16 protein-coding genes and 1 pseudogene are annotated in these 18,911 nt (G+C 57.5%); 7 read left to right on the top strand and 10 right to left on the bottom strand.

Going from position 1 to position 18,911, the window contains the following annotated elements:
* Nucleotide 1: 1 nt before the first annotated feature.
* Nucleotides 2-91: a potassium-transporting ATPase subunit F gene (locus ASD07_RS01455; RefSeq protein ID WP_055924090.1), complete on the bottom strand. Its 90-nt coding sequence runs from the start codon at nt 89-91 to the stop codon at nt 2-4.
* A 226-nt stretch (nt 92-317) separates the two neighbouring features.
* Nucleotides 318-1,064, bottom strand: coding sequence for a TorF family putative porin (locus tag ASD07_RS01450; RefSeq protein ID WP_055924088.1), 747 nt, complete (start codon nt 1,062-1,064; stop codon nt 318-320).
* 129 nt (nt 1,065-1,193) lie between these two features.
* On the opposite strand from ASD07_RS01450, the gene ASD07_RS01445 reads away from it, so the two are divergent.
* Nucleotides 1,194-3,167, top strand: a complete 1,974-nt coding sequence (locus ASD07_RS01445) for a potassium transporter Kup (protein WP_373922068.1) — start codon at nt 1,194-1,196, stop codon at nt 3,165-3,167.
* Nucleotides 3,168-3,314: 147 nt separating this feature from the next.
* Here the strand turns inward: ASD07_RS01445 and ASD07_RS01440 are convergent, their stop codons facing one another.
* The gene (locus tag ASD07_RS01440) at nt 3,315-3,509 is read right to left on the bottom strand and encodes a hypothetical protein (protein ID WP_055924082.1); all 195 of its coding nucleotides are present in this window, start codon (nt 3,507-3,509) and stop codon (nt 3,315-3,317) included.
* Between the two features lie 121 nt (nt 3,510-3,630).
* On the opposite strand from ASD07_RS01440, the gene ASD07_RS01435 reads away from it, so the two are divergent.
* Nucleotides 3,631-4,686 carry an OmpA family protein gene (locus tag ASD07_RS01435; RefSeq protein ID WP_082507048.1) on the top strand — a complete coding sequence of 352 codons (1,056 nt, stop codon included), beginning with the start codon at nt 3,631-3,633 and terminating at the stop codon, nt 4,684-4,686.
* Nucleotides 4,687-5,157: 471 nt separating this feature from the next.
* Nucleotides 5,158-5,373 (top strand): cold-shock protein, encoded by a 216-nt coding sequence (locus ASD07_RS01430; protein ID WP_055925223.1) that lies wholly within the window; start codon nt 5,158-5,160, stop codon nt 5,371-5,373.
* A gap of 568 nt (nt 5,374-5,941) precedes the next feature.
* Here ASD07_RS01430 and ASD07_RS32265 read toward each other — a convergent pair.
* Nucleotides 5,942-6,070 (bottom strand): annotated as a pseudogene (locus tag ASD07_RS32265) (IS3 family transposase); the annotation flags it as partial.
* Between the two features lie 221 nt (nt 6,071-6,291).
* Nucleotides 6,292-6,729, bottom strand: coding sequence for a cupin domain-containing protein (locus ASD07_RS01420; protein ID WP_229207020.1), 438 nt, complete (start codon nt 6,727-6,729; stop codon nt 6,292-6,294).
* A gap of 141 nt (nt 6,730-6,870) precedes the next feature.
* Here ASD07_RS01420 and ASD07_RS01415 point away from each other — a divergent pair, with 141 nt between their 5' ends.
* Nucleotides 6,871-7,521 carry a response regulator transcription factor gene (locus ASD07_RS01415; protein WP_229207019.1) on the top strand — a complete coding sequence of 217 codons (651 nt, stop codon included), beginning with the start codon at nt 6,871-6,873 and terminating at the stop codon, nt 7,519-7,521.
* A gap of 11 nt (nt 7,522-7,532) precedes the next feature.
* On the opposite strand, the gene ASD07_RS01410 is transcribed toward ASD07_RS01415, so the two are convergent.
* Together ASD07_RS01410 and ASD07_RS01405 are read right to left on the bottom strand one after the other, a co-directional pair.
* Nucleotides 7,533-8,498, bottom strand: coding sequence for an alpha/beta fold hydrolase (locus ASD07_RS01410; protein WP_055924072.1), 966 nt, complete (start codon nt 8,496-8,498; stop codon nt 7,533-7,535).
* 126 nt (nt 8,499-8,624) lie between these two features.
* Entirely contained in the window at nt 8,625-11,690 is a 3,066-nt protein-coding gene (locus ASD07_RS01405; RefSeq protein WP_082507047.1) for a sensor histidine kinase, read from the bottom strand.
* A gap of 378 nt (nt 11,691-12,068) precedes the next feature.
* On the opposite strand from ASD07_RS01405, the gene ASD07_RS01400 reads away from it, so the two are divergent.
* Complete coding sequence (locus ASD07_RS01400; RefSeq protein WP_055924067.1) at nt 12,069-12,287, top strand: hypothetical protein; 219 nt, start codon at nt 12,069-12,071, stop codon at nt 12,285-12,287.
* A gap of 1,386 nt (nt 12,288-13,673) precedes the next feature.
* Here ASD07_RS01400 and ASD07_RS01395 read toward each other — a convergent pair.
* Entirely contained in the window at nt 13,674-13,883 is a 210-nt protein-coding gene (locus ASD07_RS01395) for a cold-shock protein (protein WP_055924064.1), read from the bottom strand.
* Nucleotides 13,884-14,233: 350 nt separating this feature from the next.
* Between ASD07_RS01395 and ASD07_RS01390 the strand changes: the two genes are divergently transcribed.
* The gene (locus tag ASD07_RS01390) at nt 14,234-14,554 is read left to right on the top strand and encodes a hypothetical protein (RefSeq protein WP_156397809.1); all 321 of its coding nucleotides are present in this window, start codon (nt 14,234-14,236) and stop codon (nt 14,552-14,554) included.
* A 779-nt stretch (nt 14,555-15,333) separates the two neighbouring features.
* On the opposite strand, the gene ASD07_RS01385 is transcribed toward ASD07_RS01390, so the two are convergent.
* Nucleotides 15,334-16,401 (bottom strand): OmpA family protein, encoded by a 1,068-nt coding sequence (locus ASD07_RS01385; RefSeq protein WP_055924059.1) that lies wholly within the window; start codon nt 16,399-16,401, stop codon nt 15,334-15,336.
* A gap of 499 nt (nt 16,402-16,900) precedes the next feature.
* Between ASD07_RS01385 and ASD07_RS31335 the strand changes: the two genes are divergently transcribed.
* A complete protein-coding gene (locus ASD07_RS31335; RefSeq protein ID WP_200953737.1) occupies nt 16,901-17,902 on the top strand; it encodes a PHB depolymerase family esterase in 1,002 nt (333 codons plus the stop codon).
* A gap of 49 nt (nt 17,903-17,951) precedes the next feature.
* Here the strand turns inward: ASD07_RS31335 and ASD07_RS32005 are convergent, their stop codons facing one another.
* Nucleotides 17,952-18,827 carry a beta-L-arabinofuranosidase domain-containing protein gene (locus ASD07_RS32005; protein WP_055924053.1) on the bottom strand — a complete coding sequence of 292 codons (876 nt, stop codon included), beginning with the start codon at nt 18,825-18,827 and terminating at the stop codon, nt 17,952-17,954.
* Nucleotides 18,828-18,911 lie beyond the last annotated feature (84 nt).

Raw genomic sequence — 18,911 nt, 5'->3', positions numbered from 1 at the left:
GTTACAGGTCCTCCGCTTTCAAAAGGGCTACCAGCAGGTAGACCAGAAGGCCCGCCGTGGCGACCGAGCCGATGAGATAGAAGATAGTCATTGCTGGCCTCCCAGCTTGTCGCAGCCGTTGGCCATGGCGACCACCAGTGCGAAAAAGGCGACGATCGCGCCGATAAATACGAAGTCCATTGCTTTCCCCGAAGGTCTTGTTTGGATACTGACTAGCTTAGTGATCACCGCCTAAAATCGGTGTAAACACTTGCCAAGCGCATGTAAAAAAGGTGTAAAAAACGGCGCCATCGGGCGCCATAGATGCGGACTTTGCCTTAGAAGGTTTTGCTGAGGGTCAGTTGCAAGGCATTCTTGCCGAGGAACTTGCCGTTGGCCGGCGAAGCGTAGGCGATCTTGCTGCCGTTGGTGCCCACCGCGGCCAGCTGCAGGCTGGCGAACCCTAGATCCTTGGTAATGCCGACTTTCCAATCGGTGTAGTTGGCGATCCTGTTGTGGCTCACCTTCTGATGACCTGCGTGCAGGTTGACGGTGTAGCCTTGGCATGCGGGGAAGTTGGCGCTGAAGTCCAGGTAGCCGGAGTTCTTGCTGTCAACGTACCCAAACAGGTTGGTGACAGAGTGTGAATACTTCACTGTCGCTGGGCCGTAACCGAGTTGGCCGTAAACTTCCGTCGTGTCGGCATTGGCGAAGCCGGGCACATGTTTCAGGCCGTTGTTCGCGTAAACATAGGTCAGCACGCCCACGTCGTAGCTGACATCGGCAGTGACCTGGCCGCGCTTGCCGCCGTAGATGTCCAGTTCGACGTTGCCGTCGCCACCGGCATCCTTGGTCCACTTGATGGTGGAGGCCCAGGCGCCAACATACAGGCCGCTTGGATTGTTCACGTAGTCGGTGCCGCCTTGCAGCGCAGGCTTCAGGCGGGTCTGGGAAATGCCGCGGTAGCGGTAGTCGGAGCTGACGGCGGCATTGAAGCTCATTTCGTTGTCGGGCTTGGCGTCTTGCGCGTGGGCGGAGGCGGCGCAAAGTGCGAGCATTGCGGTGGCGAACATGATCTCTTTCATGAGGTGGTACTCCTTTGGCAAACAGTGAACCGCAGTTGCGGGATGTTGCCACTCTAGAGATCGATGCGTAAAAATGGTCTAAAAAGACGGTGCTATGGGATAAAGAGCTTGTATACGGCGCGGGCGCCGATGGCCGCACGCATCGCCAAAATACGCAATTTTTACACCTTTTTTACAGCGGCGAAGTGTAAGCTGCCCCCGTTGGCATTCTTGCATGGAGCAAATTTGAGCACTGAATCTAAACGCAGTTCACTGGCTGCGTTGACGCTGGCTGCAATCGGTATCGTCTACGGGGACATCGGTACCAGTCCTTTGTATACGCTGAAAACCATTTTTGACGCGGAGCACGGTCTGGCGCTGAGTCAGGATAATCTGCTCGGTGTGATCTCGCTTGTTGTCTGGGGCCTGACGATTATCGTTTCCTTGAAATATGTAACGTTAGTGCTGCGGGCCGACAACAAAGGGGAGGGCGGCATCATGGCGCTGATGGCGCTGGCGCTGTCCTCCTTGCCCAAGCCCTCGCGTAGCTACACCGGCCTACTGCTGATTGGTGTTTTTGGGGCAGCCTTGTTTTACGGCGACAGTGTGATTACGCCAGCGATTTCGGTGCTTTCTGCCGTCGAGGGCCTGGAAGTGGCAACTCCAGCGCTCAAACCCTACGTGGTGCCGCTGACCATTATCGTGCTGGTGCTGCTGTATGCTGCGCAGAGTCACGGCACGGCGGGTATTGGCCGCTGGTTTGGCCCGGTCATGCTGTTGTGGTTCCTCGCGCTTGCAGCGATGGGCGTGGTCAACATTGTGCAAAGGCCCGAAATCCTGGGAGCGCTCAACCCCTGGCATGCTGTCCAGTTTGTGATGCATAACAAGCTGGTAGCGTTCATTGCCCTGGGCGCCATCGTGCTGGCCTTCACCGGTGCCGAAGCGCTGTACGCGGATATGGGGCACTTTGGCAAGCTGCCGATTCGCGTGGCATGGTTTACTGTCGCTTTTCCTGCGCTCGCATTGAATTACATGGGGCAGGGTGCTTTGCTGCTTGCCCATCCGGAAGCGATCTCGAACCCGTTTTATCAGCAACTGGGCGCGTGGAGCATCTATCCCCTGGTGGTGTTGTCGACCTGCGCCACCGTTATCGCATCGCAGGCCACTATTTCCGGTACCTTTTCCATGACCAAGGAAGCGATCGCGCTTGGCTTCTTGCCCCGCATGCGCATCCTTCACACTTCAGCCACGGAAATGGGCCAGGTATACATGCCGGCAATTAACTGGCTGCAGCTGGCGGCAGTGCTATTGGCAGTGATCGGCTTCGGCTCGTCCGAAAATCTGGCAGCGGCATACGGGATTGCAGTGACGGCCACGATGTTGGCGACAACGGTATTAACGTACTTTGTTGTACGCCATCGTTGGAAGCTCAACATTGTGGTGTGCGTGCTGGCGACAGGTTTCTTCTTTGCGGTCGACGCGGCATTCTTCTCGGCCAACGTGTTGAAGCTGATGCATGGCGGCTGGTTCCCGCTGGCCATGGGCGGGGCGTTGCTTCTGGTGATGCTGACGTGGAAGCACGGCCGCGCGCTGGTCTTCGCAAACCTGCAGAAGCATGCCATTCCTCTCGAAGCGTTCCTGGAATCACTGTTTGTTTCGCCGCCCGAACGCGTTCCCGGTACGGCTATCTTCCTCCGTGCGGAAAGCGATGGCGTTCCACACGCAATGCTGCACAACCTGTCGCACAACAAGGTGATCCATGAAAGGGTGATCTTCTTGACGGTCCACATTTGCGACCAGCCTTGGATTCCAGCACGTGAACAGATTGACGTTGTGGCGCTCGGCCACGAATGCTACCAGCTCAATGTGCGCTTTGGTTTTAAGGACGAGACAGACATCCCCGCAGTACTGGCACGATGCGAAGATCACGGTTTAGTGTTCCATATGCTTGAAACCTCGTTCTTTATTGCTCGCCAGACCGTGATTTCTGCGCCAGGTGAAGGGATGGCGCCGTGGCGGGAGCATTTGTTCGTCGCTATGTCGAGGAATGCGCGCGATGCGGCCGATTATTACCACATCCCTACGAATCGCGTCATCGAGCTGGGTACGCAGGTAGAGATTTGATGTCGTTCATCGGTGCCGACTTGGGTTTTTTGGTCGGCACCAGGATGAGCGTGTTGTCGAAGCGCGCTGGCTACACAAGGACATTGCATTCTCGTTGATAATCGAGTGGGAATAATTTCCCGTTTGGCTGCTAATGGCTGCAACCGCTTAAAAACCTGAACCAGGCCCCTGATTTTTCAGGGGCTTTTTCTTTTCCGAAGGCGAAATCTCACAAGAATTGGCAGCGTCAAGCGGCCCTTCTGGTGGTGCGCTGTGGCAGTTGGCGCGGTTGCCGGGCGCCAGCACCGTGAAGTATGCGTCGATCGCGGAGACTTCCACGTTACCGTGGTGCAGGCGTTCCATGCGCAGGGTGTCCCTGTCGACCCGGCTTTTCGTTACGGGAACAAACTCACGCTCAAAATTCTGAAACTGATATTATTGCGATAATGATATTTTTATCAATTCACTCAATTAGGATAGTCGAATGAGGTTACGTGTCGTTTTGCCTTGGGTCGTAGTGGGAACTTTGGGTGCATTTGCTCTGTCAGGTTGCAAATCCAAAGAAAAAGCGTCTGTTGAACCACGGACGATGGTAACCGAGGTGAGCGATGCCGCTGCAAGCGCGGTGTCGACGCCAGTTGTCGTACCTGGCCAGGTCAAGGCTTTCGATGTCACATCCGTGCCGATGTCGACAGCTGTCATTCCTCCCTTCCCCTTCGTTGAAATGCCGGCAGGGACCGATGGCTACCATACAGATGCGAAGGATTTCGATCGCGCGTGGGTCGTCGCAGGTGAAGAACTGCGCGCCGTTGAGGGCCGCACCTCGGAGCGTTGGTTCCCGCCGAGCGCTGCGAACATGTCAATGCTGGCAGCGTTCCGCAACTATGAGGCTGCCATTAAATCGATGGGCGGCGTCCGGGTCGATAAGGTGCATCCACTTGACCCCGCGTTCATCGCGCGTAATGGTGGAGATAAGGAAGCGCTGCTTAAGAAGCTGGCGATCCCCAATAGTCACGTTACGGCGCCCGACGAAACGCCTTCGTTCTCGCAGTACCTGGTGCGCACTCCAAAAGGGAACATCTGGATCGCGTTGTTCTTCTTTGACGACGATTTGAACATGTCAATCGAAGTGGTGCAGGAAAAGGCAATGGAGCAAACGGTCGCCCTGGTGAAGGCTGACGACATGGCCGCGGCGCTGGCCAAGGATGGTCATATCGCGCTTTACCTGAACTTTGACAACGACAGTGACATCCTGCGCGCCGACAGCAAGCCGGCCATTGACGAAATCGTCAAGATGCTGGCCGCTGATGGAAGTCTCAAGGTGCGCGTGGAAGGCCATACCGACAATACCGGTACTGCCGCCCGCAATACAGCATTGTCGCGTGCGCGCGCGGAGTCGGTTGTGAAGGCGATTAGCACCTTGCAGATTTCCAAAGACCGGCTGAAGCCGGAGGGCATGGGCTCCGGTCGTCCGCTGGCTGATAATTCGAGCGAAGAAGGACGCGCCAAAAATCGTCGCGTGGAACTCGTCAAGATATGAACGCTGCGCGCTGATTTCGCTATGCCGACGCCGATTCCGGGCGGCATAGCCTTCATAAGCGAATCGCAAAAAAAATGGCCTGCCTTGCGCAGGCCACGTCGTTTGCTGAACTTGAGCTTGTAAGTGGCTCCACAAACCGGCAAGTCAATTAGTCCATTTTCTAGGGAAACACCGAAAAAAGTGGATCGAACATGTCCGTGGGGCGGCGGAATGTGCCTGTGATGCCGGCCTATCTACAGGTTCAGTATGAGTAGAAACTTGGCGGCATAGCGGAAAACTAAAATAAAGCTAGGTGATGTCTGGAAAGACGCGTATATTGCATCTCGTACTTGCATCAAGTCGTAATCTTGTTGGTCCCAATTCCGCATGGCTGTCTTTTCTGGTCGTTCAGTTTTTTTCCTTCGGTTTTAATTCTTGGTTTCAAGTGCCCTTATGGCAATGTTGCCTATAATTTTAATTAAGGAATTAATCATGAGCATTCAACAAACTGGTATCGTTAAATGGTTCAACGACGCTAAAGGCTTCGGCTTTATCACTCCGGACGCAGGCGGCGCCGATCTGTTCGCCCATTTCGGGGACATCCAATCGAACGGTTTCAAGAGTCTGTCCGAAAACCAGCGCGTCTCGTTTGTGCGCAGCGTTGGCCCTAAAGGCGAAAAGGCTGGCAACATTCAGGTTTTGTCCTGATCGCTGATGTGCCAGTGCCCGGCAAAGCCGTGCGCGAAAGGTCTTTGCCGTCGAAGACAAGTTACACGCATATGAAGGTCGCATTGCCCTGCGCCCTAATGCGCCGTCCCCCTCCAACCGGCTACGGACACCTGGCAGATAGCCTGGGTCTGGAGAAAATGGTTTAGCGGGACAATAGCATGCATTAACTGGCAACACCGAGCAGATAGCGCGGGTTGCGGATGGCTGATGATACCCGGCAGATAGCCGGGGTGATCGGTGAATAATGCGTCTTACTGAATAGATAAGCCCGCCTCGCGCGGGCTTATTTGTGCTTGCAAGACTGGTTCATTTCATTTTGCCAGATTGCAGCGAAGCGATTGTCAATTTAGCGCCGCGTCAGCTTCCGGCTTACACCTTTTGAAGCTTCTACCGACAACAGTGCTGGCGTTACGCTTACGATCAGACCGATCTTCAGTCCATATGAAAGTCAGTGCAAGATATAGTTTGAGCCACGGCCCTAAAGGTTCAATCCGTTCACTCAAATCTACCGCATTCAGCCCTGTACTCACAATGCCCGCATCGTGTACCCAGGTAGCGAGGTATCGACTTCGATGGCCAAACACTCCTTCGTAAAATCATCCACGATGTTCAGGCAGCGCAACCGCCTGCCATCGACAAAGCCATCCGACACAAAGTCCATCGACCAGCTTTGATTCGCGCCCGTGGCCAGCACGCGGATCGTACGTTCGACCCCGGCGATGCGCTTGCGCTTCCTGCGCCGAACCATCAGGCCTGCCGCGTGGTACACGCGGTAGGTAACAAGCCCGCGTCACGGCCAACGCATGCATGGCCATTAAATGCGCCACAGCGAGCCGCTTAGCCTGCGGGGCTACCACTTTCGGCAAACTGCTGCGGCCTGGGACGATGTCCAAGTAGTTACTTGTCGAGAATGACGATCGGCTGGTTCTTCTCCACCAGGTAGGTCGCCAGCTCCGAGGTTGTTCCGGATGAGACGTTTTTGGCCGAATGCACCGCGCCGGCGGGGATATACAGTGACTCGCCAGCCTGGAGGCGGAACGTCTTGCCGTTCATCTCATATTCGATGACGCCGCTCAGCACGTAGGCGATTTCGACGCCGGGGTGAGAATGCTTGGGGAAGGATGCGCCTTGGGCAAAATCGACGCGGACCTGGATCGCCACTCGCCTGTGATCGAAGTCACTGCGCACGGTTTCCGTACGGGCGATACCTTTAGCGTCAAACTTTGGCGTTGGCAGGGCGGCGGCCGCGTGCATGTGCGGGTCTGCCGCGGACTGCGCCGCGGCGGTGCCGCCGAAAATCATCAGCGATACGGCGGCCATAGCGATGTTGCTCATAATTGAATTCATGTTTCTCCAATACGCGGCTTAGGCCGCATGATTTCTGGTTAAAGTCGAAAGGTGTCAGGGACCAAATTGTCACCTTGGATGAGTTTGGTTTAAACTGATGAATGTCTCACCGCCAACCCCGGAGCACCAGTGTCAAGCAGCATCGCAACATCCAGCAGATCCACGCCAGTACGTATTCTTAACGTTGACGATCACCCCTTAATCCTGGCCGGACTAGCCGACACAATTGCAAGCCAGCCAGATCTGCGTCTGGTCGGCGAACTTGAAGACGGTGAGGGCATCGTGGCAGCGTTCGAAGCGCTGCGGCCAGACATCACGATCATGGACATTTCCATGCCGCGAACGAGCGGCCTGCAAGCACTGGAAGCGCTACGCCGGGCTTACGGCCATGCCCGCGTTATCATGCTCACCACTTTGCCCGGCGAGCATTACGTGCGCCGCGCAATCGAGCTGGGCGCCGCCGGTTTCTTGATGAAACATAGCCTGCGCAGGGATCTGCTTGATGCGATTCGGGCGGTGCACGCCGGTAACCGCTGGATTCCCGCCGACGTCGCGCGCACCCTGGCTGATCACTATGGACAGTCTTCTTTGAGCGAGCGCGAAATAGAAGTGCTGCGCAGCGCCGCCGCCGGCAACTCCAACAAGCGGATCGGCGTGCACCTGGGCATCGCGGAAGACACGGTAAAGGCCCACGTACGTACCATCCTTGCCAAGCTGGACGCGCGTGACCGCACGCATGCGGTCGCTTTGGCGGTCAAGCGGGGTATCATTTCGCTCTAGTGCAAGCGCCATCAGCCCTTGATAAAGGCCAGCAGATCGTTGTTGACGCGATCCTTGTGGGTGTCGGTCAGGCCGTGTGGTGCGCCCGGATAGACCAACAGTTTGGCGTGCTTGACGATCGCGGCGGCAGCGCGGCCCGAGGCATCGATCGGCACGATCTGGTCGTCGTCGCCGTGAATGATCAGGGTCGGCTTGTCGAACTTCCGCAAGTCGGCACGGAAGTCGGTTTCGGAAAACGCCTTGATCGAGTCGAAGGTGTTTTTGTGGCCAGCCATCATGCCTTGCATCCACCAAGCGTCAATCAGTCCTTGCGAGGTCTTGGCGCCCGGACGGTTGAAACCGAAAAATGGGCCGGCGGCGATGTCTTTGTACAGCTGCGAGCGGTTGGATAGCGACCCTGCGCGGATGCCATCGAATACCTCGCGCGGCAAACCGCCCGGATAGTCGGGAGTCTTAAGCATCAGCGGCGGCACGGCTGACACCAGGGCCAGGCCGGCGACGCGCTTGGTGCCGTGGCGGCCGACGTAGCGCGCGACTTCGCCGCCACCGGTGGAAAAGCCGACCAGTACAGCGTTCTTCAGATCGAGCACTTCGATCACGTGCGCCAAGTCATCGGCGTAATGGTCCATATCGTTGCCATCCCATGGCTGGGAGGAGCGACCATGGCCACGGCGGTCGTGCGCGATGCAGCGATAGCCTTGGTCGGCCAAGAAGATCATTTGCGATTCCCAGCTATCCGAGTTCAATGGCCAACCATGGCTGAATACGACCGGCTGACCATTCTTCGGCCCCCAGTCCTTGTAGTACAGTTCCACCCCGTCGCGCGTGGTAACGCTGGCGACCTGGCGGGTCTGTTTGTCCGAGGCGGCTGCACCGGCGCTCAGTGATACGCCCGCCGCCGCCGCGCCGGCAGCCGCCGTAGCCGCGCTCTTCAACACATTGCGTCGGAGCTGATCCGGATTGGTAACGTTGCTCATGCTTTTCCTCTTTGTCAGTTGAAATGTTCGGCATGTCTGACATGCCACCCATAGCGTACTGGGGAGAGGAGGGCCCGCCATCGTCACGAAGAGTGCCGCGTCGATAGCTCTTTCGGGCTATCGGGCTTAAGCGGCGTCCACTGCCGCACGGCGCAGCTCGCGCAGGCGGGCGAACAAGGCCGCTGAACTACGGCCGGGATAGGCATACTCGGCAGGGATATCCAACCGCATCACTGTGCCCCGCCCAGGGGTGGAATCAAGCATATAGCTAGCCCCGGCCGCCTTGGCGCGTTCACACATGCCGACAATGCCATAGTGTCGCGGTTTTCCGCTATCCAACAACGCAGCCGGCATGCCGCAGCCATCGTCCCGGACCTGCAGCATGAAGCCATCGGGACGATACTCGATGGTGAGTTCAACTTGTTTCGCATCGGCGTGACGCGCGGCATTGAACAGCGCTTCGCGCGCGATCGCCTTGACCTCTTGGCGCACCCGTGGACACAGCGGGCGTGACGCACCCGACACGCGGGAGGTGAACTTTTGCTGCAGCAGCAGGCTGGCATACTGGCACAACGCATGATCGAGGTCCCCGGAGTCGCCGTTATGGCGGAGGTCCGACACGCAGTCGCGGCCTTCAGCCAGTAATTCGTCGGCGAAGTCAAGCGTTTGCTCGATCTCGCTCCGCTGCGCAGCGCTGATCGGCAAGTTACGCACTTGCCGCTCGAACAGCATGATCAGCCCCTGCACGCTTTGCAGCACAGTGTCGTGCAGGCCGCGCGCAATGCGCTCGCGTTCGGCCAGCCGCTCTTGCATGCGTTCCTGCACGCGCGCGGTAAGCCGGCGTACCCGCAGCAGATACAACGCCCGGATCAGCACCAGCGCCGCCAGTGCTATCAGCAAGATAAACCAGCGAGTTTCGATAAACCTCGGGGGCAGACTCAGCTCCAGTGTGGCGCCGGTTTCGTTCCATACCCCGTCCTCGTTGGCGGCGATAACGCGGAACCGATAATCACCGGGCGGCAGGTTGGTGTAGACCGCGTCACGCCCGATGCCCGCGTCTTGCCAATACTGGTCAAACCCTTCAAGTTTGTAGCGGAAACGTAGCCGCTCAGGGATCGCCAAGCCAAGCGCCGTATAGGCGATGCGCAAGTCGCGTCGGCCCACGGGCAGGCGCAAGCCATGGCGCGGCGCGTACCTGACGTCTCCCGCGCGCACCGACAGGATCTGTACAGGTGGTGCTAGTGGATTGCGTGCGATGGTCGCCGGGTCTATGTTGGCCACGTCGCTGGCAGTTGCGAACCACAGGCGGCCATCGGTGCCCTGTGTGATGGAGGGCAGTGGGCGCAATTGCTCGGCGGTGCCAACCAGTCCGTCGAGCGCGTCGAACCTCTCGTACGACACGGCCCCTCCAGGGGCATGCGTCAGTCGATCAACATCGTCATTTGCGATGCGGGTGATGCCATCCGAGCCGTTCAGCCACAGGTCGCCATTTCGGGGGCGCACCATTCCCGAGACGCCGCGTAGCGACTGGCCGCCAGCCAGTGTGACACCGTGCCAGCGCCGCCCGTCGTAACGGGCCAAGCTGTCTACCCCGCCCGCCCAGAGCTGGTTGCCGTCCGCCAGCAGCGATAGCACATTGCCCAGTCGGAGTCCCTCGGCGGCGCCGAACAACTGCAAGCGCTGGCCGTCGATCAATGCGATCTGATTCTCCGCGAATCCAGCCCAGACCCGGCCCGCGCGGTCGGTGGCGAGCGACAGTGCGAGCCTGTCCGGTATGCCGGTCAAGCTTCCATGCTTGCGCCAAACGCCGTCCTCAATCACGAACAGCCCCTGCCGCGAGACCGACACCCACATCCGGCCACGGCCATCGATGGTCATGGCTTGCGCGGCATAGCCAACCAGGTGTTTTGGATGAGGTATCCGCTCGTAGGCGCCCGACGCATCGCGTCGCCAGCGCTCGCTGGCATTGGCAAGCCACAGCGTACCGTCGGCGGCGCGGTAGGCGCAGGTAAAGCGCAATGGCTGCAGCGCCTCCTGGCGGCCGGATGCATCGTAGCGGCGCAAAGGCCGCCGCCAATCACCGATAAGAACGCCGCCACCCTCGTCGGCGACCACGCCAGGGTGGTCGAACGCAGTTTCAACCTTGACGCCGCTTAGCCGGATGCGCCGCAGGCGGTCTAAGCCACCCGAGGTACCGAGCCAAATATTTCCTTCCCGGTCCTCGAACGCGCTTTGCACCAGTGCGCCGCTCATGCCGTTTTCCCTGGTGAGCTCGCGCGCGTCGGCCGCCTTTCCGACATACGGCGCGCGGCGGCGTTCTACCGCGTTTACTTTCAGGATCCACATATTGCCGTCACGGTCGAACATCGCACCGTTGCCGCCCAGTTCGGCGTGTGGCGCAGGATTGCCGGGCGGCGCGCTGGTCAACACGCGGTAATGCTTGTCTATCCCATCTGAGGCCCATAGCGTGCCGTCCGGCGCCTCGGCTATCGCCATCAAGTCGATATACGGCCACGCCCTTTGGAAACGTGCGCGGCCGGGATCACGGAAATAAATTCCCCCGCTTAGCGAAACCCATTGGCGGCCATCCCGACCGAACAAGACCTTCTGTGTCAAGGTCTCTGGCAAGCCTTCCTGCTTGCCAACGCGGCGGAAATGCGTGGCACCGGGCTGCAGCACGCCCAGCCCGGTGCTGGTGGCAGCCCATACGCTGCCATCGGGACCTTCGGACATCGTTAGTACCATCCCGCGCGGCAAGCCACTGTCCTCGTTAAACACTCGGAAATGGTCTGCGGCAATCATGCTGATGCCACCAAAGCGTCCGCCAACCCATAGCCGGCCGTCGCGCGTGGTCAGTAATCCAACCGTGTTAGTCGTGTGCAGGCGATGACCATGCACGCTATCCATGCGTTCAAAATCGACTCCGTCGAACCGGAACAGGCCGTTCGGCGAACTGATCCATAGCCAGCCGTCCTGGGTTTGAGTGAATTGCAGGACGTCTGCAGGCGCACCGCGCTGCCCATTCCACGCAGTGTGGGCGTAACTTCCCATAGCCGGAGTGATTGCACTTGCGGGTTGGGACTGCATTACAACTGCCAGCGCTATCAGCGTGAGCCAGTGCGGTAATGAGATGGCCGGGATTGTGAGGAGCGCAATCAGACGCGTCGCTATTTTCCCGTATTTCAACAACATTTAAATTCTATTAGAGTGTTCAAGGCGAGACACCAAGCCATGAAGCCGGCGGCTACTGATATATTGCCTCTATTATATGATGAGTTAGTTCAGAAAACATTTGATGGAGGCTGGATGGACACCTCACGCTTTCGGTATCTGAACTTGGTAGTCATGCGCCATCGTTAGCCGAATCCCAGGTAATTTTGACTGCTTCATCAGTGACATGTCATTTTCCTTAGGTGATCGCTGTGAACTGCTGTACAGTAGCGCATCCATTTCGGTACTTTGTCACCGTCCTGTCTCCTTCCTGTTGAGGCCGCTTCGCCACTCCTGTCTGATTCTCGACCACTGGCTCTACTTGAGAAGTGGCTCCGTTCGTCTATAGCAAGGAGCAGCATGATCACACATACGGGAACAATTCATTGGTTCAGCAGATTGAAAGGCATTGGTCAAATCAGGCCGGATGCGGGTGGCCACGATCTCTTGGCAGATATCGGGGACTTCGTTGAGGTGCAGCCAGCAGGATCCCTCGAGCATAAGCTTGTTGCTTATCAATTGGATGAGTCGGTTGTTGGCGGGCGCGCTACGCGGATTCACATGGTGCAACGGCTCTGAACTTGGCTAAAGAAAGCCTCATCGATATGCAGGGCATGATCCAGGAAGTCTCGGCGGACGGCGTCACCGCGTTGAACTGGAGAGCGGCGTTCGGCTGATTGCCTATTCTGAGGCCGCATGAAAAACCTTATCGGCATTCTAGCCGGTGATGTGTCCTTGAAGCTGTCCGCTTACGAACTATGGACAAGGGTCGAATTACCTTCCGCCATCTCGACGCTCCTAAAGGGCCGGAATGCGCGGGACAATTCGGCGCACCCACTGAAGCTCATGTCGCTATGGACCGCGGCTAATGCAGGCCGCGGCGCCTGCGCTCGTGGATGGCACGTCAGCTTGCCGGATGCTTGTTCGGTGTGATTGCTTCCGAAAGGGATTGCTCTGCACTTTCTCGCCTGCGTAACGCGGGTTGCGTAAGAACGCGCGCGATCACCCGAGCGGGCACATGTTTAAATTCCATGTAGCGTCGAGCCAGACTGGCATTGCGCACGGCCAAGATATTGAGTCCACGGGCGACGGCGTTTGCGGTCACCTCATCAGTGCGTCGTTGCCGTTCAATCATGGGACGCCAGCCGGGCTGCCTGTGCGATTGAGGGGGGCGTTGACAGACGTTGCGCGCAAGCGAGTGCCTGCTCGAGGAAATCGTAGTGGAACTCTTTGTACCGAGAGGTTCCATGCGCGTAGACGATGATAAGTTTCATTGATCTCGAACTCTTCGCTGGCGGGGCCCGTCTGTTGCTCCCGGCACAGGGCAATGGCATCGACTGGTAGTCGGGCCGGCGCTGGTCTACCTTGGCGTAAGCAATAGCATCTCTCAATGTGTCCGGAGCGATACTGTTGGTAGTGGAAGCTGCGGCCTTCGAACCAAATGCCCAGGGCCGCGTTGGCAAGCGGCGGCGCTCCGTTGAATTGCGCGCTGTCCATCTGGGTTCCTATTCACTGGGGAATCGTACGCCGCTGGCTCTCGATAAATACAGGGAACACGCGATGGCGCTCGTAAACATAACTTAGACTATACCCCTTGCGGCCAAGGTCTAAGTTCTTTTTGGGTGCGAAGTGAGCGTTTTCCGGCACATAGTATTTTGTAGACAGCCGCTCCAATATTCATGCTAATGCAAGACTGACCAGCGGTCCTCACCCAGGAGGGAGCCGTGAGAAGGGACCTGTCCGCGGGCGCAAAGTCTGCGGTATCAGCAAAGCTATCTGCGGACAGCGACAGCAGGCGCTTGCGCAGACACTCCTTGGCGGCAGGGCCTTGGCACGCAGATTTCGGACGGCCCAGAAAAAAACGGATTTACGTTGAACGTAAATCCGTTTTTTTCTAGTCGGTAGCACGTAGCGGCGACACACCCGGGCTATCTGCACGGCGCATGCTTCCGCCAGATCAACGGCTTAAATTGCGCGGATCTCTCCGGCTTTGTCACCTTTGGGACCGGTCGAGCGCACGAAGGAAACGCGCTGGTTTTCGGCCAGGCTTTTGAATCCTTGCGATTGAATGTCCTGGAAATGGGCAAAGAGATCGCCGCCGCCTGCGTCAGGTGTGATGAAGCCGAAGCCTTTGGAGTCATTAAACCATTTTACGGTGCCAGTTTGAGTAGTCATTTTCGTTCCTTTTAGATGATGGGCAAGCGCCCGAATCGCACGTTCGACCAAGAGGGCAATGAGAGGAAATCAAACAGGACCGCCAATAGGCGAGACGGGAGAGAAAGACCAACAATAACGGCGACTTGATGTAGTGCGGGATTCAATATACACGGTTTTCGCACTGTCACCTTTGTTTTTCGGATTATTTTTCGCGGCTGCGACTTCAGATGCTACTTATCGCAATCACATCCGAACTCCGTAGGCAGCTTTTCCAAAATTGCTGTATCTTGCTGGCGAGACTAGAGGAGTTACGCCTCTGCTCATACCAATTTCCAGCCAAGTACATAAATCAGGAGCCTGGAAACGACATGGAAATATACGATCGAGAAGCCTACGACGTCGAGGATGTAGAGACAGCTCTGCATGTGCTTCACTCCGCGTTGACAGACGATCTGGAAGTTCTAGAAGCAAAGATTCGCGCAGTAGGCCTTACCATGCCTGCAGCGCCAACTCAGGCTGAGTCCGAGATGTCCGAATACCATGCGGCGCGAGCGGCTTTGCATAGCGGCTTAGTGAGCATCGCCGAAGTACTCGGATGGATCCAATGGAAGACTGAAGAAGAGCCCGAAGGCGAAGTTGCAGTTGCCCTTCAGCCGCTGCCAACGCTGCGCGGATGCTCTATCCATTAATTCTACGATAGCAAATGGCAGGCGAGGCAAACTTTAACTGGAGAAAATGATGAGTAAAAGCCAAGACGCGAAGAAATCCCCGAAAAAGGAACCAGTAAAAACTCCGAAGGAAAAGAAAGCGGACAAAAAAATCAAAAAGGCGGAGAAGATGCGCCAGCAGTAATAAGCGCTATCTTAGGCAGGAATTCGCGGGAACCCATGTGGATTTTTCAGCATCGGTTCTTGCTATTACAGCGGCATCTTCCTCCTCCGCCACAGCATTGAGCAGGCCACTGAGAGTCGCGCCGAAATGCTCGAAAAATTTCGCCAAGTCATCCTCGGCTCGTCGGAAAAATTCTGAGACCATAAACCCGCGAAGTGCCAGCTACCTAACCCGAGCCTCTGTGCGGACCACCCAACGGCTCTCGGTGACCGGCGGGCCGCTAGCTTTACTGAATCGCCACCGCTATCCTGGACGCCCCGAAGCCTCTGAGAATGCCGCTTTTCAAACTCGATTGGCGACAGCTTTTTGTTGAACTCATGTGACCAGGCGATGGCGCGGCCAGCGTACGAGCGCTTGGGCGGCTAAGTGAAAGTGGACGAAACCTCCTGGCCTTCACCGTCCGGGAACGGCCCCGGGTTGGGTAGTTAAACGCTCGCGCGCTGCTGGCGCATAAGAAAGCTGCACCGGACTTTTTCGCGACGAACCGGTGGGGCCGTAAGTGGAAGCGCCCGTGCACCCTGGAACGTGAGCTGCGGTGACGGGCGAATACGATCAGCAACGCGGAGTGATGGTGTGATTACTGCACTACGAGTTCCACCCGGCGGTTCATGGCTCGTCCAGTTTCGTCTGCGTTCGAAGCGACGGGGGCCAGGCTGGCGACGCCTTTGCTCGCAAGGCGAGTTGCAGGAATCTGGTATTGCTTGGCTAACGCTGAGACCACCGCCTGTGCACGTTGCTGTGACAGCGCCTGGTTGGCGTCCAGGTTGCCCTGGTTATCCGTATGGCCGACGATGTACACCTTGAGTGCGGGCTGGGTCTTCAGGAGTTTCGCCATTTCGTCCAGCTGGGTTTTGGATTCAACTGCTTTGATGTCCGCCTTGCCGGTGTCAAAGTAGATGCCGTACAGGGCGATCTTGCCGCTCGACTGCAAGGCAGACTTCAAGCCATCTGCATTGACGGTAACCTGGCCGCCCTCCATCGCTTTAGGTTCGGCAATCTCGATGTAGGTCGTGGTGAATTCAGTGTTGTGGACTTTGCCCGAATTTAGCATCACGTGGACGGTGGCACCGTTTTTGGCCAGGGTGCCGTATGTGAAATAAAGGTCATCGGTGCCAAGCATATTCGAACCGCCCAGCGAGCCCATCTGTCGATCGAGCGCGGAGCCGTCAGCCTGACGATCCCGGTTCGCATTGAAGTCGGCTTCCTTCATGGCTCGGTAACGATCGTTTAAACCGAAGCGCATGTACTCGCAATCTTTATCGCGTGGCGTGCAGCTGATGCTGGCCTTGAATCCAGCTGCCTTCAATGCCTGTTCGTAGTTTCGATGAACTTCCAGCGGTGTCTTGCCGAGCGGGGCGAAATAAACCATGCGGGTGATCTGGCCTTCCACGGTGATCGGCGCGATGAAATCATTGTTGCTGTTCAGGCCCAGCTTGCCGGGAAAAGTCGCCTGGTCGAAGTTGATCTTCTTGTAGGCCATCATCCAGGAATTGTTGTAGCGCTGGAGCAGGGGATGATCCTGGCCACCGGCGACGTCGATTGCCCAATTCGGACCGGCAGAAGCGGTAGTGGTGAATGCGAAGGCGGATAGACAGAGTGCGGTGGAGAAGATGCGGCGTGCCAGATGGGAGGACAGCAGTTTCAAGGTTGATCCTTTCTCAGAGAACGGCAAAGCATGGATGTAAATTGCAACGATGGCAATTTTATACCGCTCAGCCCGCGGATTCGTCGGTAATCGGAGCGACTATTTAACGATGCCGCGGAGTCTGCTGAAATTGAAGGTTCTACCTCAGTTCGACGCCGCTATCAGTCGTGTCATCCACTTGCGCGCCGACCCATATGGCGTGGCAGCTGACCGGCTGGGGCTCGCTAGCCCAGAAGTTCGCCAGCGATGATTTCGGCAACTCAAAAACATGTCGGCTATTGGCGAAAAACATAAAAGACTGCCGCGATCGCCGCCGTTAGAATCGAGCGCGAAAAACGAGTAGAGGAGGCGCCGACGCGCGCACAGATAATCGGTTTCTTACCGCGCATGGAAGGTTTTGATGCACCGCGCAGCTTTGCCCTGATCGCCTTGTTCCTCGTTAGCACGACCGAACTGGACGAGCTTCCCTGATCGTGTCTGGTCACAGATCCGATCTTTGATGCGACGTCGTGCCGTCTTCTTTCTGCTGCAGCAGATCCCGGTCCTCTGCATCCCATGGCTGTCACGGTGTGTGCTGGGGCAAATTTTAATCAAACAAGGAAAAGATATGAGATATGTATGGGCCGCGCTGCTTTCCACCGCGCTCGTTGCCTGCGGCGGGGGGGCAAGCTCCGCCAACCCTTCCGCACCAATCCCAGCGTTGGGTTCCACACCGGCGTTGGGCGCTGCGCCGTCAACCCCCGTCATACCCCCCGTCGTCGTGCCGCCTGCGAGCCCTGCGGGCTGTGGCAGTGGTTCCAAGCTGGCCACCGGCATGCATTCGCTCACCAGCGACAGTACTTCGCGCAGCTACTGGATCGAGATGCCGGCCAACTATGACCGTAACAAGGCCTATCCTTTGATCATCGGGTTGCACTGGCGTGATGGCAGCGCTGCCGATGTCTACGGTTGGAGCGGCTTTTTCGGTCTGAAGAATCTGTACGGCGACAATGCCATCTTTGTTGCTCCGGAAGGCCTGGATAAGGGTTGGGCCAACACCGGTGACCGTGACATTCGCTTTCTGCGCGCGATGATCAGCGAGGTACAGCAGGGCGCGTGCACCGACACCCAGCGTGTTTTCGCTACCGGTTTCAGCTTTGGTGGCATGATGTCCAACGCCATCGGATGCCAGATGGGCGACGTGGTGCGAGCGATCGTGCCGATGGCCGGTTCGCTCTGGAGTGGCTGTGCCAGTTCTTCCAATAAGGTGGCGGCCATGTTCATTCACGCCAAAGACGATAACGTAGTGCCTTATTCAGCGGGGATGGAGGCGCGCGATCTTTTCCTTAAACGTAATAGCTGTAGTGCCAACACGGTTCCAGTGGGCAGTAACGGCTGCGTAGAGTACCAGGGCTGCGACAGCGGCAAGCCCGTGATTTGGTGCGGTACCGAGACAGGCGGCCACTGGTATCCCAATTTCTCGGCGCAGGAGTCCAAGGCCTTCTTTGAACGGTTCAAGTAGTCGAACAACGCTAAACGGCAGCTTCGGCCGCCGTTCTTTTGTGTGCCAGCTATGGACGGTCTCGGAACGTCTCTTTGCGAAGGTGCCAATAAACGGAATAGCGTTGGTGATGCAGGTCAAATAACGGCCGAACGACAATTCCGGTTGCCGGACCAGCGTCCTTGATTCTGAACGCGGACGGATCGCCGGGAACCGGAGCGAGCCAATCGGCCGGATTGCCGGACGTGCTGACGAGATTGGGAACCGGCGCCGCAGCGATCTTCAGGAAGGCATCCTTGTCGCCCACGTCGCTACCGGGCATTTTGTCCTTGCCAAGTTCACCAGCCAGCAATAGGGGACCATGGAATATGGAGACCATCGAAGATGCGTCCCTGGCTTGCTCCAGCCGCAGCCCCACCGGGAGCGTAAGATCGATGACGTCGCCGGCTTTCCATTGCCGACTTAACGAGATATAGCTTGCGGGCTTCGCGTCCACCGCTTGCGGCTTCCCATTGATGCTCAATGCAGCCGGTTTGGCGATCCATGCTGGGATTCGCAAATTGAGGGTAATGGCATGGGCGCCAGTTTTGAGCACCGTCAAGCGCACCGGGTCACCGCGCGCGATATCCCCTTCCTGCCGCAAAAGCATCCCGGCTTCCGGCCAGTTGAGCTCTGATGGGATATACAGGTTCACCCAGAGCGTATCATCCTTGCGAAAGTAAATTCCTTCGTTGTAGCGTGCGGTGTTTTCAATACCGGTGCCGTTACAGCAAAAACTGCCGTTAAGATAGGTGCGAAAGTCGCCATGGAGCGGCGTGAAGTACGTCACGGCGCCCGAATCGGGCGCCACCGAAGCCAGCACGTGGTTATACAAGGCGCGCTCGTAATAGTCAGCGAGCTCCGCGCGGCGGTTGCGCTCGAAAAGCCTGGTGGTGAGCTTGAGCATGTTGTGGGTGTTGCAGGTTTCGGCCGTAGTCGGGGACAAGACTTGTGGTCATCGATTGACGGGCCGGCCTCGACGCCGGGTTTG

Source organism: Duganella sp. Root336D2 (assembly GCF_001425005.1).
GTDB lineage: Bacteria > Pseudomonadota > Gammaproteobacteria > Burkholderiales > Burkholderiaceae_D > Rugamonas.
Note: the sequence above shows the minus strand (reverse complement) of the source record. Positions and strands in the feature narration are given on the sequence as shown.

Coding starts and splice junctions, on each gene's coding strand:
- ASD07_RS01395 (WP_055924064.1), bottom strand. CDS start 13,883: ATGACTACTCAAACTGGCACCGTAAAATGGTTTAATGACTCCAAAGGC.
- ASD07_RS01390 (WP_156397809.1), top strand. CDS start 14,234: ATGGAAATATACGATCGAGAAGCCTACGACGTCGAGGATGTAGAGACA.
- ASD07_RS01430 (WP_055925223.1), top strand. CDS start 5,158: ATGAGCATTCAACAAACTGGTATCGTTAAATGGTTCAACGACGCTAAA.
- ASD07_RS01440 (WP_055924082.1), bottom strand. CDS start 3,509: ATGGAACGCCTGCACCACGGTAACGTGGAAGTCTCCGCGATCGACGCA.
- ASD07_RS01400 (WP_055924067.1), top strand. CDS start 12,069: ATGATCACACATACGGGAACAATTCATTGGTTCAGCAGATTGAAAGGC.
- ASD07_RS01455 (WP_055924090.1), bottom strand. CDS start 91: ATGACTATCTTCTATCTCATCGGCTCGGTCGCCACGGCGGGCCTTCTG.
- ASD07_RS01410 (WP_055924072.1), bottom strand. CDS start 8,498: ATGAGCAACGTTACCAATCCGGATCAGCTCCGACGCAATGTGTTGAAG.
- ASD07_RS01435 (WP_082507048.1), top strand. CDS start 3,631: ATGAGGTTACGTGTCGTTTTGCCTTGGGTCGTAGTGGGAACTTTGGGT.
- ASD07_RS32005 (WP_055924053.1), bottom strand. CDS start 18,827: ATGCTCAAGCTCACCACCAGGCTTTTCGAGCGCAACCGCCGCGCGGAG.
- ASD07_RS31335 (WP_200953737.1), top strand. CDS start 16,901: ATGCGACGTCGTGCCGTCTTCTTTCTGCTGCAGCAGATCCCGGTCCTC.
- ASD07_RS01405 (WP_082507047.1), bottom strand. CDS start 11,690: ATGTTGTTGAAATACGGGAAAATAGCGACGCGTCTGATTGCGCTCCTC.
- ASD07_RS01450 (WP_055924088.1), bottom strand. CDS start 1,064: ATGAAAGAGATCATGTTCGCCACCGCAATGCTCGCACTTTGCGCCGCC.
- ASD07_RS01420 (WP_229207020.1), bottom strand. CDS start 6,729: ATGAGCAACATCGCTATGGCCGCCGTATCGCTGATGATTTTCGGCGGC.
- ASD07_RS01445 (WP_373922068.1), top strand. CDS start 1,194: ATGGCCGCACGCATCGCCAAAATACGCAATTTTTACACCTTTTTTACA.